Source organism: Rufibacter sp. JT20002, from assembly GCF_056491185.1.
On sequence record NZ_JBSZJY010000001.1, the window covers coordinates 208,431 to 225,694 of the forward strand.

The following is a 17,264-nucleotide window of genomic DNA, read 5'->3' on the forward strand; positions in this document are numbered from 1 at the left end:
TTAATTCATATTTAGAAAGGCTGACAGACAAACTGTCAGCCTTTTTTGTTTTTAAGCAAGATTTGAGAAAATATTAACATTTATTTCACACTGCCCTATTCTTTCCTAAATTTGGTTTCTTGTACCAACATCAAAGTGCTTCAATGTCAGACCAAAATAACCTGAATAGCAAATTTGAGACTTTAGACCGCAAAAATGCCGAGGCCCTCTTGGGAGGCGGCCAAGCGCGCATTGATGCTCAACATAAAAAAGGTAAACTCACTGCCCGCGAACGCATTGACCTTCTCTTAGACGAAGGCTCTTTTGAAGAGATCGGCAAGTTTGTGATGCACCGCTCCAAAGATTTCGGGCTAGACAAAGAATACTACCTGGGCGATGGCGTGGTAACCGGCTACGGCACCGTGAATGGCCGACTGGTATATGTCTTTTCGCAAGACTTCACGGTGTTTGGAGGCTCCCTTTCTGAAACACACGCCGAAAAGATTGTAAAAATTATGGATCTGGCCATGAAGAACGGCGCGCCCGTTATTGGCCTGAATGACTCCGGCGGAGCCCGTATCCAGGAGGGTGTGGTGTCTCTGGGTGGTTACGCCGACATCTTCTACAAAAACACCTTGGCTTCTGGCGTTGTGCCGCAACTATCCGGCATTATGGGTCCGTGTGCGGGTGGGGCCGTTTACTCCCCAGCCATCACTGACTTCATCCTGATGGTGGAAGACACGTCTTACATGTTTGTGACCGGCCCTAACGTGGTGAAAACAGTGACGCATGAGACCGTGACCTCAGAGGAATTGGGCGGCGCCAGCACCCATAGCACCAAAAGCGGTGTAACGCATTTCTCCTGCGCCAATGAGGTGGTTTGTATCCAAAATATTAAGCAGTTGCTGAGCTACATGCCGCAGAACTGCGAAGAGCTTCCTCCTTCCCTGCCGTATGAATCAACCGGTGATGAAACCCGTGAAGTACTGAATACCATTGTTCCGGAGAACCCCAACCAGCCGTATGATATCCGGGAAGTGGTGGAAGGCATCATTGACAGCGGTTCCTTTTTGGAGGTGCACAAGAACTTCGGGGAGAACATTGTGGTAGGCTTTGCCAGATTGGCAGGTCGCAGCATAGGCATTGTTGGTAACCAACCGGCGGTACTGGCCGGAGTTCTGGACATCAACGCCAGCACCAAAGCGGCCCGTTTCGTGCGCTTCTGTGATTCTTTCAACATTCCGTTACTGGTACTGGAAGACGTACCGGGCTTCTTACCTGGCACTGATCAGGAGTGGCGGGGCATTATCACCAACGGAGCCAAACTGTTGTATGCTTTCTGCGAGGCTACGGTGCCCCGTGTAACGGTTATCACCCGCAAGGCTTACGGCGGCGCCTATGACGTGATGAACTCCAAGCACATCGGCGCTGACCTGAACTATGCCTGGCCTACGGCTGAGATTGCCGTGATGGGGGCTAAAGGAGCCGCTGAGATCATCTTCAAACGGGAGATTGCCGTGATGGGGGCTAAAGGAGCCGCTGAGATCATCTTCAAACGGGAGATTGCCGCCGCCGAAGACCCGGAAGCGAAACTAGCCGAGAAAGTAGCCGAGTACCAAGCCAAATTCGCGACGCCGTACAGAGCGGCCCACCGCGGTTTTGTGGATGAGGTGATTTACCCATCTGAGACCCGTGCCAAGCTCATCAAGGCCTTCAAAATGCTGGAGAACAAGGTGGACCAATTACCGAAGAAAAAGCACGGCAACATTCCGTTGTAAGAAATCAACCTGTAAAACGGTTACCAAAAAACCGTTTTACATCTACTTTTTGGTAACTGACGTACTTTCAACAGACTACATTCAATATTCAATTGCGCCCATGGCTGATGATGACAAAGCACCGCAGCCATCTACTACTTCAACTGACAAACAACTATTGGAGAGTGCTTTGCTCCATTTAAACAGAAAGCTATGAGAGAAGAAAGCTTTGAGTTCCTGCAAACCTACCTCAACAACTCCGCGCCCACCGGCTTTGAATCCTCGGGTCAGAAACTGTGGTTAGACTACATCAAACCATATGTAGACGAGTACTTCGTGGATACCTATGGCACGGTGGTAGGGGTTATTAACCCCGAGGCTGAGTACAAGGTGGTCATTGAGGCGCACGCCGATGAGATTTCCTGGTTTGTGAACTACATCACCCCAGAAGGGTTCATCTATGTGCGACGGAACGGGGGTTCTGATGCCGTGATTGCCCCATCTAAACGGGTGAACATTCATACCAGAAAAGGGATGGTGAAGGCGGTATTCGGGTACCCGGCCATTCATGTGCGCAAGCCAGACCAGGACAAAGCTCCTACCGTAGAAACCATCTTTCTGGACTGTGGCGCCGCCAACAAGCAGGAGGTTGAGGACATGGGCATTCATGTAGGCTGCGTGGTCACCTTTGATGACGAGTTCTGGGTGATGAACGACAAGTTCTACGTGGGCCGTGCTTTGGATAACAGAATCGGGGGATTCATGATTGCCGAAGTGGCTCGTATGCTGAAGGAGAACGGAACAAAGCTTCCTTTTGGATTATACATCGTAAACGCCGTACAGGAAGAGATTGGCCTGCGTGGCGCCGAGATGATTGCGCACCGCATCAAACCAAACGTAGCCGTCATCACAGACGTAACCCATGACACGCAATCACAGGGCTATGAGAAGAAAACCAACGGCGATCTGCATTGTGGCAAAGGTCCGGTTCTCACCTATGGTCCGGCCGTACAGAACAACCTGCTGGACATGCTCATTGAGGTAGCCCAGAAAAGTGAGATCCCGTTCCAACGTGCCGCTGCCACTCGTGCCACTGGCACTGACACTGATGCCTTTGCGTATTCTTCTGAAGGGGTAGCCTCCGCACTGATCTCTCTGCCTTTGAGATACATGCACACTACCGTGGAAACCGTACACAAGGATGACGTGCAAAGCATCATTCAACTGTACTACAACTTCCTGACCCAACTGCAAAGTGGTCATGATTTTCGGTACCTGAAATAGAAACACCTACTGCTATTTGATAGCAGATAGGACCGATTAATGAAAATGCCAGTACAGGTTGTTCCTGCACTGGCATTTTCATTTTGAAGGCAATTTAGGAAAACAGAGCATTAAACAGGTTTTTGGAAGCTAACGGGACCAGCAGCAAGGTGCTTACGCCAGCAAAATTTAAGTGAGCTATCCGTATAAATCCCATTAATGCCTATCTTCACCTTCAGCACCGTTTTGCAAGGCCATGGAATTACATACTTCCCGTTTGTTTCTGCGCGAATTCAAAGAGGATGACTGGCATTTCACTAATCTGTACGAGTCTAACGAGGAGGTGATGCGGTACCAAACCAGTCCGGTAAGGACCAGCAAAGAAAGCCGTGAGTACATTTTGCATTGCCTGGAGGAAGCCAAGGAAGAGCCCAGAACCTTATTTGACCTAGCCATTGTGCTAAAGACCACCCAGATGCTCATTGGGCGCGTAGGAATGAAGGTAGACTATGATGCGGAGGAAGCGGTGTTATGGTATATCCTAAACCAAACTTATTGGAACAAAGGCTATACTACCGAAGCCGCCAGCGCCATGATGCAGTACGGTTTCGAGGAATTGCACCTGCACCGCATGTGGGCAGATTGTGACCCCAGAAACACTGGTTCTTTTCGAATTATGGAGAAATTAGGCATGCGGCGCGAAGCTCATTTCAGGGAGAATATCTTCATCAAAGGCCATTGGTGCGACTCCTACGTCTATGCCCTTCTAGATCATGAATGGAGGAAGCTATACCGGAGTTAACAAGGAAAGTACCGTTCGCTTTTTGTTTGTTTTCAGGAAAACAAACAAAAAGCCCCTACCCTTGTCAGCTATGCTCACCCAGATTTACTACCTACAAGATTCACCAAACATCTACCCCTAAAAGTGCACTTCCTTGATCAAATGAACCGCAGGCTTTTTATGCCCCAGCTACCGCAGCGGATTGTGTCTTTGGTACCCTCCCAAACGGAGTTGCTGTTTCACCTAGGGCTCGGCGACAGGATAGTTGGCGTAACCAAGTTTTGCATCCACCCAAAGGAACAGGTACGGCAGAAACAGAAGGTAGGCGGCACCAAGAACTTCAACTTTGAAGCTATTGACCAACTCCGGCCTGACCTGATTATTGGAAACAAAGAAGAGAACTACCAAGAAGGGATTGAACATTTAGAAAAGAAGTACCCTGTTTGGATGAGCGACATCTTCACACTAGAGGATGCACTACAGATGATGGAGTCCATCGGCCAACTGACAGGCACCGAAAAACAAGCTCTGGAAGTAATATCAAATCTACAGGAGCAATTTGCTAGAATCCAACCAGCGGCCCCTCCTATTCCAACTGCTTATTTCATCTGGCGAAAACCTTACATGGGAGTAGGTAATCAGAACTTTATAGACCACATGCTTTTGCGTTGTGGATTTCAGAACGTTTTGGGCCATTTGGCCAGGTACCCCGAAGTTTCTTCCGAGCAACTGCAACAAGCCAACCCCAAGTTGATTCTACTTTCCTCAGAACCCTACCCGTTCAAGGAAAAGCACATCGCGGAGTTTCAATCTATCTGCCCCAGTGCCCAGGTGAGAGTGGTGGATGGGGAGTTGTTTAGTTGGTACGGTAGCCGGCTTCTCCATTCCGCTTCTTATTTTCAGAGACTAATAAGTGAGGTACTTGGATAGAATAATCAGCTACATTCACCTTTGAACTTAGTACTACTATAAACAAGAGGCCCTTTGCAGTTGCTGCAAAGGGCCTCTTGTTTATAGCTTTTTATATCGCTTATCTAGGTTTTTCTACCTGGGCAACTGCATCTTTCAATTCTTGGGCTTCGGCTAGGTGCTCTTTTAAAACCGGCAAGATCTGATCAATGAAAGACTGAACATCTGGGTCGGTTACTTCTTTGTCTGCTTTCTCATAGAAGGCAATAGCCTCTTCATGGGCCGCTACTTCTACTTCGGCGAAGGTTTGGTCAAACTCCGCCCCTTTCTTTGTCTCCAGACTATCTACTAACGCTTTTTTCTCTGTACCCATCTCTGCGGGCAAGGCTACGTCTTTTTTCTTCGCAATCTCGGCCAAGGCAGGAGTTGTTCTGGAATGCACGTGGTAAATCTTCTGCCCCAGTGCTCCTACGTCTCCGCTTTTGCTTTGGTCACCAGCCATCATACCAGCCATCAACTGAAAGTTATCGTTGGTAGCGGCTTGCTTGAGGAACTGCTCTACTTTTACCTTTTCGGCGGCTGAGGCTTCTTTATCAACTTTATTACAAGAAACCAATGTCATACTACCCATCATCACCGATGAGGCCAGCATCAAAACATTGAATTTTTTCATAGTCGTATGGTTTAGTACTTTCTTGAGTTATATGCATTATAACGCTCCAACGGGTCAAATGTTGGGAAAGTTCATAACCAACTTGTAAATACCTTATAATTTACAATATATTATCAAAAATAATTATATTTCAAGCCAAACATTTACAAGTTCTTTCAGTTAAAACATCTCTTAAACAACAAGCAAACGCCAAGGAAATACCTCCTAAATCAACCTTTAAACCCCAACACAGAAACCCAACTAAAACAGTAATTTTCAACCATTTAAACTTTCCTTAACTCGTATATTCTTGGGAATAACACGAACTTCATATCAATATAAGAAAGAAGGAGCCTTTTGCGTACGCAAAAGGCTCCTTCTTTCACTTTTCTAAGTATCAGGCCAGTTCCTCTATGGTAAAACCAGCGTTTTGCAGCTCTTCCCAATACCTAGGGTAAGACTTACGCACTACCCGGGGCTCCTCAATGACCACTTGCTGCTTTAAGGCTAATGGAGCAAAGGCCATAGCCATCCGGTGGTCTTCATAGGTATGAATGCTTGCTTCATTTTGAGGCGAGTTTACCAAAAACACTTTAAAAATATCTGGCTCCGTTTCCCGGAGTTCTGCTCCTAGTTTTACCAACTCAGCTTGTAAAGCGGCGATGCGGTCAGTCTCTTTGATGCGGAGACTTTCCAGGCCGGTCATTTCCACTTCCACGCCTAACCCGGCCGCCAAGGCAGCTATCGTTTGCGCCAGGTCAGGGCAGGCAAAGAAGTCAATGCGCGCTAGTGGCTCCTGCACCGGTTGCTTGGTTAACTGCACGCCCTCGGGGGTAAACTCCGTTCGTACACCAAAGGGAGCCATCAAACTAGGCAATACGCTGTCTCCCTGCAGAGAATCGGAACGCAGCGCGGGGAGAAACAAATCGGCCTCCTTGGCCAAGGCTGTGATGCTGTACCAGTAACTCGCTGCAGACCAGTCGGACTCTACGGTGTACTCTTTGGCTTGGTATTCCTGTGGGGCTACCGTAATCTTTTGCCCCTCAAAAGTAGCCTGTACCCCAAAATGCGCCATCTGCGCCAAGGTCATTCTGATGTACGGCTCTGAGCTGATTTTTCCTTCCAAGGTTAACTCCAGACCTTCCGGCAACAAGGGTGCAATCATCAGCAAGGCCGAGATATACTGACTGCTGATGTCAGAGCGCACGGTTAATTGGTTTGTGCCCGAGAATTCAAATCCTTTCATTTTCAAGGGTGGATATCCTTCCTGGCCCACATATTCAATCTGCGCACCCAGCTTCTGAAGCGCCTCCACCAATACGCCAATAGGGCGCTGGCACATGCGGGGCGTTCCGGTCAGGGTGAGCTGTTGGCCGGTGGCGGCGTAGTAAGCGGTTAAGAAACGCATTACGGTACCGGCATCCTCGGCGCTTACCTCCTCGCCAGCGGGCGAAGAAAGCAAACGGTTCAGGAGCTGGGTGTCGTTAGCGTCTGACAGGTTATGGATGGGGAAATCTTTCCCAGACAAGGCCCGGATGATGAGGGCGCGGTTGGCTTCACTTTTGGAGGCCGGCAAAGTCACGCGTCCGCGCAACACGCCCGTGGGGTGCGATACGCGCACGGCAGCAGCTGAAATCATAGTAGTTGGTAATAGCGCAAGGCACTCTGTACCTCTTGCAGGGTGATTGGTTGATCATAGACGGCTTCGCCAATCTTCTGCAATAGGGTGCAGTTGATGGTGGCCCCGTCGTTCTTTTTATCATGGAGGCAGAGATGGCTGATCGCCTGCACATCGGCCTCTGGTATGGTTACTTTCTCGTAAATAGACAGCATGAAGGTTTCTATCTGGTCCAGTTCTTCCTGCGGCAGCAAGCCTTTCTTCACCGATAGCCACGCCTCACAAATCATCCCTACCGCAATAGCTTCCCCATGCAACAGCATCTGACCCGGTTTTTCCAGGTAAAAGCTTTCTACCGCGTGCCCTATGGTGTGTCCGAAGTTGAGGATCTTGCGCAGCCCGTTTTCCAGCGGATCGGCGGTGACTACCCGTGATTTGATGTCTATGGAATGTTGAATCAGGTCGGTCCAGTCCTCAGTGAACAGGCCAATGTAGCGCTGCTCCCGGAACTTATCGGCGTCCATGATCAGCCAGTGCTTGATGATCTCGGCATACCCCGATTTCACCTGCCGCATATCAAGCGTCTGCAAAAACGCAGGGTTCACCAACACAGCCAAGGGTTCCTGAAACACGCCAATGTGGTTTTTGAAGCCCATGAAGTCGATACCGGTCTTGCCGCCCACGCTGGCGTCTACCTGCGAAAGCAAGGTGGTAGGCACGTTCACAAACCTGATGCCGCGCTTGTACAGGCTGGCACAAAAGCCACCCAGGTCGGTTAAAACACCTCCGCCCAGGTTCACTACCAGGCTCCAACGGTCAAGCCCTTGCTCGGTCATCTCGCGCCACACGTGCTCGCAGGTAGCCAGGTTTTTGTGCTCCTCGCCGCTCTGGATTTGCACCACATGGTGGGTTTCCGGTAAAAAGGGTTTCAGAAGCGGGTAACAGTGCCGGTGCGTGTTCTCGTCCACCAGTACCACCGTCTTCTTGAAGGCCCTGTTCTGTAGCAGCTGCTGTAGTTGCCTTACGGCTTCCTGGCCTATGAAAATCTCTTCGGTCACTATATTTCTGTTAAAGCGTTTAGAAGCTGTTTTCTTACAAAAGCCTCCTAAACGGGAATGTTCTCTAAAAAAGCGAATGTCTGGGGAGCATCAAAATAAAAGGCCAGAAAAATACCCCAAACTTCTCCCCCATTCATCACGACCGGTTGCAAGGTACCGCCAACAAAACAAAAATCAGTCTTTGGCAGGGAAATTATTGAACTACTGATTTAAAGCCTGTTTTCAGAAAACAACCCTTTAAACAAAGCAGATGTTACAGGAGGTGAGTGTGCCCACTGTCTTTCTCCACAATCTCGGTTTGCAGCCTGATGGATTCCAGGTGGATTAACTCGTACAACTCAGCGGCAAAGCTTGGGTTTACCTGCATCTGGCGCGCCCATTCTTTCCTAGTTTCAAAGATGCTTTGCCAGCGGTCTGGTTGTAGCACGGCAATGTTGTTTTCCTTTTTGTCCTGGCCAATCTGTTCCACCAACCGCATCCGGCGGGCCAAAGCTTCAATGATCTCACGGTCGGCGCGGTCAATTTTCTGCCTGAGTTCCTCGGTACGGCTGAGGAAAGCGGCATCGGGCACCCCGCGCACTTGCAATTTGGCCAAAATGTCGCCTAGGGCTGAAGGGGTAATTTGCTGCTCGGCATCAGACCAGGCTTGAGGCGGATTGGGGTGCGTTTCAATCATCACCCCATCAAAATTCAGATCGAGGCCGGTCTGGGATATAGGAAGAATCAGATCGGGTTTGCCGCCAATGTGGCTGGGGTCAACCACCACCGGCAGAAACGGGTACATCCCTTTGAGTTGAATGGGAATCTGCCAGAGCGGTAAGTTACGGTACTGCGTGGTTTCATAAGACGAAAAACCCCGGTGGATGGCCGCCACATCCTCTATGCCCGCGGCCCACAGCCTTTCTACCGCCCCGGCCCAAAGGGTAAGGTCTGGGTTCACGGGGTTCTTAACCATAACGGGTACCTTGGTTCCTTTTAAAGCCTGGGCCAGTTCCTGCACGGCAAAGGGGTTTACCGTGGTACGGGCCCCAATCCAGAGCACGTCAATGTTGTGCCTCAGGGCGGCTTCAATATGTTCGGGCTTGGCCACTTCCGTCGCCACCGGAATCCCAAACTCCTGCCGTACCTCCTGCAGCCATTTCATTCCCTCGGGGCCTACGCCTTCAAACGTGCCCGGTTTGGAGCGCGGCTTCCAGACTCCGGCCCTGAAAATATCCACGTGCTGGGCTCGTAATTGATGGGCGGTATCCAGAACCTGTTCCCGGGTTTCGGCGCTGCAGGGGCCGGCAATTACCAATGGTCTGCGGTGCAGCTTGCTTAGCTGATGAAAATAATTGTTTTCTTTTTTCCGTTCCATGGCCAATTGATCTCGTAGCAGGTAGCGTTTGGGAAGTGCTTCTCGCAAACCACCTAAAAAACAACTAACAACCGTTTTTACGTTATCTTTGTACAGCTTAAATGTAGCACTTAATCTATGACTCCTGCACTAAAAGTTTCTTTTGAAGATACCGCCATTGCATTCGCTGATAAATCTGATGCAGAACTCTATAAAACCTATCTCCTGTTTGCGGCCATGAACAACAACTCCATGGTGAAAATGGGCGGTGGACTTATGAAAAAGGCCCTGAGTTGGAACTTGCCCGTCAAGTTCCTGATCAAGAAAAGCATTTTTGAACAGTTCTGCGGCGGGGAGACCATCCAGGAATGCAAACCCACCATTGAGAAACTAGGCAGATCCGGCATCGGCACCATCCTGGACTACTCTGTAGAGGGCGAAAGCAATGAGGCCAGCTTTGACCACACGGTGCAGGAAATCATCTCTACCATAGAAATGGCGGCTATCTCCAACCACATCCCGTTCAGCGTGTTCAAAGTGACGGGCGTTGCCGATTCTGATTTATTGACCAAGGCGCAGACCACGCAGGAACTGACCCAAACCGAAAAAGCTGCCTTTGGTCGGGTACGCGCACGAGTGAAAGCCATTTGCCAGCGGGCGTTTGAGCGCGGCGTGCGGGTTTTCATTGACGCTGAGGAAAGCTGGATGCAGGAAACCATTGACCAACTCTGCCTGGAGATGATGGAACTCTACAACCAAGAGCGCCCCATTGTCTACAACACCTACCAGTTGTACCGCCACGACCGCCTGGATGTGATCAAGCGCGACTACGAGCGGGCCAAGAAACTGGGTTTTTACCTGGGCGGTAAACTGGTGCGCGGTGCCTACATGGAGAAAGAAGGCCGTATTGCCCAGCAACGCGGTATCAACAATCCCATTAACCCTACCAAGCAAGCCACCGATGCGTTGTACGATGAGTCGCTGCGGTATTGCGTGGAGCATATTGACCGCATCGCTATCTGTGCGGGTACCCACAACGAGCAAAGCTGCTACTACCTCATGGAACTGATGGACGAGTTCAACATTCAGCCGTCAGATGAGCGCATTTACTTTGCGCAGTTGCTGGGCATGAGTGACAACCTGTCTTACAACCTGGCACATGCTGGCTACAATGTGGCTAAATATGTACCATACGGCCCGGTAGAGGCTGTTATGCCATACCTTCTGCGCCGTGCCGACGAGAACACCGCTATTGCCGGCCAAAGCAGCCGTGAGTTCTCTTTGGTGAAGAAAGAACTAGAGCGCCGTAAGCGCAGCTAATACGCAAAAGGGCGTTTGTGGCCAATTTCAATGAAACTAGCCCCAAACGCCCTTTTCTATGATCCTCTTAAAAAGAAAAGCGTCTCTTACGCAAACCGCAAGAGACGCTTTTAACTTTTCTTAATCAGGAAGTGTGCAGGCGCACACCACTAATTACTGAGCAGTTGTAGTACCAGTAGTGGTAGTAGTAGTGTCTGTAGTAGTACCAGTAGTTGTACCAGCAGCAGTTGTGTCAGTGGTAGTACCAGTAGTAGTTGCGTCAGTAGCAGCACCTTCAGTGGCAGCAGCGTCAGTAGAAGTAGCTTCAGTAGAAGTTCCTTCAGTTCCTTCAGCAGATTTAGACTCGCAAGATGCGAAAACGAACATACCAGCAACTAGGGCAAGAGAAAATACCTTTTTCATGGTGATTTTTTTTAAGGGTTTTAGCGTTAATTTGAACCTTTATACCACTACCCCCCGGGAGGTAACCCATCTTTTTCAGAAATTTTTTATTTTTTTTCTGTGGGTTACTAAATGATTGAAACTGTATTAATTGACAAGCATGATTAGTAAGGCGCTAGTGACCGATGCGGCCATAATTGAGGGGATTCTTCAAGACGATGATGCGGCACTGAGTAGGTTATACAAACTTCACTTTCCTATGGTGTTGTTCTTTGTCAAGAGCAACAGCGGAACGGAGGATGATGCCAGGGATATTTTCCAGGAAGCGGTTATTGTCTTCTACGAGAAGATAAAAGCTGGCCAGCTGGAACTGAACTGCCAGATCAAAACCTACCTGTACTCTATTTGTCGTCGGCTATGGCTAAAGAGGCTGTCCAGAAGCAGCCGTTTCAGTCATGGCATGATTGAAGATACTGAGTCTGAGTTAGCGCCCCATGTAGACGCCGACGCCGAACAGGCCGAGCAGAACGAGCTTAAGTTTGAAGCCATGGGCAATGCCCTGGCCCAACTGGGCGAACCCTGCAAAACCCTGCTGGAAGACTTCTACATTAGAAGCATGGGCATGCCCGAAATCACCGACAAGTTTGGGTACACCAACGTGGACTCGGCCAAGAACCAGAAATACAAATGCCTGATGCGTCTAAAGAAGCTGTTCTTCTTAGACTATCAGGTTCCTTCCTAAGCAAGAGGAAACGTACAAACAGACATCCGGCAAGGATGCATTTCTATATATGAGTGAAAGGGAATTACTTGAATTAATTGAACGCTACCACCAGCACCAGGTGACTTCTGCAGAGCGCCGCGAGCTGCAGGAACGCATGGCCTCTGACCCGGTCTTTGCCCAGCGCGTACGGGAGGTGGAGCTGTTTACGGGGGCTCTCCAAAACCATGGGCGCCAGAAATCCCTGCGTGACCGCCTGAACCAGCACCACCAAGCCTGGAAAGCCGAAACCCAGCAGGAGACTCCTATTGCTGCCCCAGTTTTGCGCCGCCGCACGCCTATGCAAATCTTTATGCGTCGCTATGCCGCCACGATGGGCGTAGCTGCTACGGTGGCTATTGTCACGGTATTTAGCAGCTTGCTGGGCATGGAGATGTGGCGCTCTGCTACCAAACAGCAGACGGCCCGCTACGTAGAACTGCGCCGCGAGGTAGAAGATCTGAAACGTAAGCAGAATGCCATTTTGAACACCAATACGGTTACCCCAAAGGCCAGCTCCTTAAACCCGGGGCAGTTCTCAGGCACAGGGTTTGTGCTCACGTCTGATGGCTATTTTGTCACCAGCTACCACGTGATTGAAGGCGCCGATTCCCTGATGATTGAGAACAAGAACGGCACCAAGTACAAAGTGGAGGAAATCTACTCAGACCAGGTGCGTGACCTGGCGTTGCTTCGGGTAACCGATACAGCCTTCACCGGCTTCGGGAAACTGCCTTACTCCTTCAAGCAAAAGGAAAGTGAATTAGGTGAGCGGGTATTTACCCTGGGCTTCCCAAGAGAAGACGTAGTGTTTGGCGAAGGTACCCTGAGTTCTAGATCCGGTGTGTACGGAGATACGGCCTCTTACCAGGTTTCCATCCCGTTGAACCCTGGTAACAGCGGCGGACCGCTTCTGGATGACCGTGGCAACATGATTGGCGTGATCAGCGGAAAGATGCTGGGTGTAGATGGCGCTGCCTTTGCCGTGAAATCTGCCTACCTGCTGACTTTGCTGGATCAATTACCTGAGCACCGACTTCCAAAGCCTATTTCTTTACCTAAAGTGAACAACCTGGCCGGAAACCCACGTCCACAACAGCTGAAAAAACTTCAGGATTTTGTGTACATGGTAAAGGTGTACAATTAACTATTGCCGCCTTTTATTTAAAGGCTTATTTCTTGAAATTAAAGCAAAAACGCCAGCGCCAAACGCTGGCGTTTTTGCTTTAAGCTTTACAGGCAGATGTAACTTATACGTATTGTTTGCGTTTACCATAATCTAATTGCCAGTTGCCGGTTTAGCGACTGGCCTAGCAATTACCACTATGTTACATCTACTTAATATTAAACAACGAACTATGGAAAATCGCACTGGTAACACTCATTCTTCCGGCATGATGACGGGTATGTTCAGAGACAGAGACAGCGCAGAGCGCGCTTATAATTCACTGCACAGCCGTGGCTATAGCAAAGATGATATCAACGTAATCATGAGCGATGACGCCCGCAAGCGCCACTTCTCCGATAGCGACAACAACGACACTGAACTGGGCAGCAAAGCCTTAGAAGGCGCTGGCGCCGGTTCTGCCATTGGTGGTACTTTAGGGGCCATTGTAGGCGCTATTGCTGCAATTGGTACTTCTATCGCGCTTCCAGGCCTTGGATTGGTAATTGCAGGTCCATTGGCAGCAGGTTTGGCCGGAGCCGGAGCCGGTGGTTTGACAGGTGGTTTACTGGGAGCCTTGGTAGGTTCTGGTATTCCTGAAGAGCGGGCCAAGGTTTACGAGTCTGGCATCAAAGAAGGAAACATTGTGATGGGCGTTACTCCACGCTCGCATGAAGATGCGGAGTACTTTGAGAACGAGTGGCGCACCAATCGTGGTGAGCACATCTACCGTTAATCTGTAGAAGTACTTATAAAAGAAATGCCCCGGCTCTTTGGTGAGTCGGGGCATTTTTATTTGCGGTAAATTCATCTAGGGAAAAGCCTTCCGTTTTGTTTTATTTAGGCCCTCTTTTTACTAAATAGCCTCTAAAATAGAAGCTCTTTTTAAACAAAAAGATCCTCTCAAAATGGGAAATTATAAGAAGCTATTTCAACTCCAAGCGGATAGGCAGTGTCATGCGCACGGGAACCGTTCTTCCGTTCTGGCTTCCAGGCTTCCAGCGGGGCACTTTTTTCATGACCCTGATGGCTTCCTCCTCGGTGCCGTAGCCCAAGCCTTTCAACACCTGAATGTCGGTGATGTCTCCTGTGGCGGCTACGACAAAACTAACCACCACGGTTCCTTCAATGCCACTGGCCTGTGCTGCTCTGGGGTAACGGATGTTTTTGCCTACAAACTCCATGAGTTTGGCCAACCCGCCCTCAAACTCAGGCATGTTTTCTACGCTTAGGAAAGGTTGGGAAGACGTAGCGGAAGCCTCTGTCCCCGTTCCGGTTCCTTCCCCTGTACCGCCTGAGGGCTCCGGGTTGTTCAGGTTTCCGTCTCCGGCTCTTTCTGTAGTCTCGTAGCCTGAGTTAGCGTTCTTGAGTTGGTCTTGATTGGGCACCTCCTCGGTCACCTTCTGATTATCATCTACCACTTTGGGCGAAACGTTTTTCACGGTGGGGCTAGACGCCTTAGGGGCGGCGGGTTCCACCGGTTTTACTTCTTTGATTTCCTTTACATCCGGTAAATCTACTGAAATCCAGTCCCCTTTTTTCTCATTGTTTTTAGACGACTCCGGTGGAATGGCGGCCTTCTTAAAGAACTTGTCGGCTAAGCCAGGAAGGGAAAACCCGATCAGGAAAAGGGCAATGGCAAACAGGGCGGCCTGGGAGATGTGCTGGTGGTACAGTTTTCGTAAGACATAGGCACCGTAAGCTTTGTTGCGGCCCTCAAAAATCATGTCATCCAAGGTGGCGGCGTACGTAGTGTTGGTTTCCATGGGGTTGTTAGTTTAGGTGGTAGGTTAGAGATCATTTCTCCCATGATGCGCCTAGCCTCCCAATTCCACACTGGTGCTCCAGAAAACAGGTATATAGAAAACTGCCTATTCTTTTCTGATTTGATAATCAAGTAGAAACAAAACTGAAGGCAGCTTTGTTAAAAAAAACAGGGCCAAAAGGAACAACTACTGCCACGTTCTGCTTACTTGCAATTCTTTAGCAAATAAACTCTACTGGTGCACACCTTTCTGGCGCTGGCCTACGTTTAACGTAAGTGTATTGCACCCGCAAAACAGGCACTACTTTTGTTTATACATTAACAGACATTACTTAGAGATACAATATGTTTTCATTTAAGAAAAAGCTGGTCGCGTACGGTACTGCCGCCTCTGTGGTGTTTGGTATCGCCTCCTACAAACTGCTGGAGACAGATGGCGCGGCACGGGACCAGAAAAACGAAGTGCTTACCAAGGTGCTCATGCAGGGGCTTAGCTCGGCCCACTACTCGCCTGAGCGTTTAGACGATAATTTTTCCAAAAAGGCCTTTAACCTTTACCTGGAGCGCCTTGACTATAACAAAAAGTTTTTGTTGCAGTCAGACGTAGACCAACTGGCAGCCTACCAGACCCAACTGGATGATGAATTCAAGAACGGTTCTTTCAAGTTCTTTGACCTTTCCATGAGCCTTTACCAGAAGCGCTTGAAAGAAGCCGAGGGCTACTATAAAGAAATTCTGGAAAAACCATTTGAGTTTGACAAGGAGGAAACCATTGAGGTAAAACCAGAGAAACTCAAGTTTGCCACCTCTCCTGCCGCCTTGAAAGAAGAGTGGCGCAAATACCTCAAGTACCAGGCTTTGATTAGGGTAGCCGATGCTATTGACAGCCAGCAGAAAGCCGACTCAGCAGGTTCTAAAGAAACCAAGAAGAGCATGCCGGAGATTGAGGCCGATGCCCGCAAAAAGCTCAAAGAAAACTATGATGACCTGTTCAAGCGGATGGGCCAGTTGGAGAACGAAGATTACCGTTCTTCTTACCTGAACTCGTTTGCCAACATTTATGACCCGCACACTGAGTATTATGCCCCTAAAGAGAAAGAGGACTTTGATTATGAGTTCTCCGGACGTTTAGAAGGTATCGGTGCCTTGCTGCAGGAAAAAGACGGTGTGATCAAAGTATCTGAAATCACTCCTGGTAGCCCTTCTTACCTGCAAGGTGAGCTGAAACCCGGTGATGTGATCTTGAAAGTAGCCCAAGGTACCCAGCAACCGGTAGATATCTCTGGCATGCGCATTGACAAAGCCGTTTCCCTTATCAGAGGGAAGAAAGGCACCGAAGTTCGTCTGCACGTGAAAAAGGTAGACGGTACCATGAAAGTCATCCCTATCATCAGAGACGTGGTGGTACGTGAGGAAGGCTATGCCAAATCACTCTTGATCAAAGGACAGAAACCAATAGGGTACATTCATTTGCCAGCCTTCTATGCCGACTTTAAAAACGCCGGTGGCCGTAACAGCGGAAAAGACGTAGCGGCTGAGATCCAGAAACTGAAGCAGGAAAACGCCCAAGGCATTATCCTTGACTTAAGAAACAACGGAGGTGGTTCTTTGCAGGATGTGGTGGACATGGTAGGCTTGTTCATCAAGTCTGGTCCAGTGGTACAAGTAAAATCAGCCAATGGCCCGGCCGCAGTGTTAGAAGACCGTGATCCGCAGGTGCAGTTTGGCGGTCCGTTGGTGGTACTGGTAAATGAGAACAGCGCCTCGGCTTCTGAGATCATGGCCGCTGCCATCCAGGACTACAAACGTGGTGTGATTGTAGGAAGCTCCACTTACGGAAAAGGTACCGTGCAGCAGTTCTTTGACCTGGACCAGGTGTTACCAGCCTCTTTTGACGCGGTGAAACCATTAGGCCACCTGAAACTGACAACCCAGAAATACTATCGTATCAGCGGTAAAACCGTGCAGCTGCGTGGTGTTACCCCAGACATCGTATTACCAGATACCTACACGTATTTGAAATACGGTGAGAAAGAGCAGGAATACGCGCTTCCGTTTGATGAGATTCAGTCGGCTAAGTTCAACACCTGGAACAGCCCTAACTTTTCTATCGAGAAACTGAAGGCCTCCGCAAAAACTAGAATTGCTGCCAGCCCAACGTTCTCTTTGATTAACCAGAGCGCCATGCGCCTGAAAGACAGAACCGAGGTTTCTACCCGCTCATTGAAGTTAAGCACTTACTTAGCCGAAGAGCGCCGTACTCAGGAAGAGTCTAAGAAACTGGAGAACCTGCGCAAAAACATCCCTCAACTGGATGTATCTGGTTTGAAAGCTGATCTAAGCAAACTGAACGGAGACACAGCCGCTTCGGCCCGTTTCCAGGCGTTCACCCGTAATGCCAAGAAAGACCTATACATTCAGGAAGCTGTTTCTATCCTGAAAGACGGTTTATAATCCGTTCTTACTTTCTAGAAGAGGCCGTTGCTAAAGTGACGGCCTTTTTTATGCCCTTTTCTTAAA

General features: G+C 49.3%; 15 protein-coding genes. 9 read left to right on the forward strand and 6 right to left on the reverse strand.

Annotated features, from left to right (window positions below):
• Positions 1 to 143: 143 nt before the first annotated feature.
• The 4 genes from ACW9SV_RS00840 to ACW9SV_RS00855 all read left to right on the forward strand — a co-directional run bounded on the left by ACW9SV_RS00840 (position 144) and on the right by ACW9SV_RS00855 (position 4,710).
• Entirely contained in the window at positions 144 to 1,757 is a 1,614-nt protein-coding gene (locus ACW9SV_RS00840) for an acyl-CoA carboxylase subunit beta (RefSeq protein WP_479554837.1), read from the forward strand.
• 192 nt (positions 1,758 to 1,949) lie between these two features.
• A complete protein-coding gene (locus ACW9SV_RS00845) occupies positions 1,950 to 3,020 on the forward strand; it encodes a M42 family metallopeptidase (protein WP_479554838.1) in 1,071 nt (356 codons plus the stop codon).
• 235 nt (positions 3,021 to 3,255) lie between these two features.
• Positions 3,256 to 3,801: a GNAT family N-acetyltransferase gene (locus tag ACW9SV_RS00850; protein WP_479554839.1), complete on the forward strand. Its 546-nt coding sequence runs from the start codon at positions 3,256 to 3,258 to the stop codon at positions 3,799 to 3,801.
• Between the two features lie 159 nt (positions 3,802 to 3,960).
• Positions 3,961 to 4,710, forward strand: a complete 750-nt coding sequence (locus ACW9SV_RS00855) for a helical backbone metal receptor (protein ID WP_479554840.1) — start codon at positions 3,961 to 3,963, stop codon at positions 4,708 to 4,710.
• A gap of 100 nt (positions 4,711 to 4,810) precedes the next feature.
• Here ACW9SV_RS00855 and ACW9SV_RS00860 read toward each other — a convergent pair whose 3' ends face one another.
• The 4 genes from ACW9SV_RS00860 to ACW9SV_RS00875 form a co-directional block, all read right to left on the reverse strand.
• Positions 4,811 to 5,362 (reverse strand): DUF4142 domain-containing protein, encoded by a 552-nt coding sequence (locus tag ACW9SV_RS00860; protein ID WP_479554841.1) that lies wholly within the window; start codon positions 5,360 to 5,362, stop codon positions 4,811 to 4,813.
• 376 nt (positions 5,363 to 5,738) lie between these two features.
• Entirely contained in the window at positions 5,739 to 6,980 is a 1,242-nt protein-coding gene (locus ACW9SV_RS00865) for a 3-phosphoshikimate 1-carboxyvinyltransferase (RefSeq protein ID WP_479554842.1), read from the reverse strand.
• The gene (gene aroB, locus ACW9SV_RS00870; RefSeq protein WP_479554843.1) at positions 6,977 to 8,017 is read right to left on the reverse strand and encodes a 3-dehydroquinate synthase; all 1,041 of its coding nucleotides are present in this window, start codon (positions 8,015 to 8,017) and stop codon (positions 6,977 to 6,979) included. Before aroB ends, ACW9SV_RS00865 begins: the two co-directional genes overlap by 4 nt.
• Positions 8,018 to 8,270: 253 nt before the next feature.
• Positions 8,271 to 9,422: a chorismate mutase gene (locus tag ACW9SV_RS00875; RefSeq protein WP_479554844.1), complete on the reverse strand. Its 1,152-nt coding sequence runs from the start codon at positions 9,420 to 9,422 to the stop codon at positions 8,271 to 8,273.
• 69 nt (positions 9,423 to 9,491) lie between these two features.
• Between ACW9SV_RS00875 and ACW9SV_RS00880 the strand changes: the two genes are divergently transcribed.
• Positions 9,492 to 10,673 carry a proline dehydrogenase family protein gene (locus ACW9SV_RS00880; RefSeq protein ID WP_479554845.1) on the forward strand — a complete coding sequence of 394 codons (1,182 nt, stop codon included), beginning with the start codon at positions 9,492 to 9,494 and terminating at the stop codon, positions 10,671 to 10,673.
• A gap of 153 nt (positions 10,674 to 10,826) precedes the next feature.
• On the opposite strand, the gene ACW9SV_RS00885 is transcribed toward ACW9SV_RS00880, so the two are convergent.
• Positions 10,827 to 11,075, reverse strand: coding sequence for a hypothetical protein (locus ACW9SV_RS00885; RefSeq protein ID WP_479554846.1), 249 nt, complete (start codon positions 11,073 to 11,075; stop codon positions 10,827 to 10,829).
• Between the two features lie 139 nt (positions 11,076 to 11,214).
• Between ACW9SV_RS00885 and ACW9SV_RS00890 the strand changes: the two genes are divergently transcribed.
• The 3 genes from ACW9SV_RS00890 to ACW9SV_RS00900 all read left to right on the forward strand — a co-directional run bounded on the left by ACW9SV_RS00890 (position 11,215) and on the right by ACW9SV_RS00900 (position 13,715).
• Complete coding sequence (locus ACW9SV_RS00890) at positions 11,215 to 11,796, forward strand: RNA polymerase sigma factor (RefSeq protein ID WP_479554847.1); 582 nt, start codon at positions 11,215 to 11,217, stop codon at positions 11,794 to 11,796.
• Between the two features lie 49 nt (positions 11,797 to 11,845).
• Positions 11,846 to 12,961, forward strand: coding sequence for a trypsin-like peptidase domain-containing protein (locus ACW9SV_RS00895; protein ID WP_479554848.1), 1,116 nt, complete (start codon positions 11,846 to 11,848; stop codon positions 12,959 to 12,961).
• 211 nt (positions 12,962 to 13,172) lie between these two features.
• The gene (locus ACW9SV_RS00900; protein ID WP_479554849.1) at positions 13,173 to 13,715 is read left to right on the forward strand and encodes a hypothetical protein; all 543 of its coding nucleotides are present in this window, start codon (positions 13,173 to 13,175) and stop codon (positions 13,713 to 13,715) included.
• 190 nt (positions 13,716 to 13,905) lie between these two features.
• Here ACW9SV_RS00900 and ACW9SV_RS00905 read toward each other — a convergent pair whose 3' ends face one another.
• Positions 13,906 to 14,745 (reverse strand): energy transducer TonB, encoded by an 840-nt coding sequence (locus ACW9SV_RS00905; RefSeq protein ID WP_479554850.1) that lies wholly within the window; start codon positions 14,743 to 14,745, stop codon positions 13,906 to 13,908.
• Between the two features lie 344 nt (positions 14,746 to 15,089).
• Between ACW9SV_RS00905 and ACW9SV_RS00910 the strand changes: the two genes are divergently transcribed.
• Positions 15,090 to 17,198, forward strand: coding sequence for a carboxy terminal-processing peptidase (locus tag ACW9SV_RS00910; protein ID WP_479554851.1), 2,109 nt, complete (start codon positions 15,090 to 15,092; stop codon positions 17,196 to 17,198).
• The last annotated feature ends 66 nt before the right edge of the window (positions 17,199 to 17,264 follow it).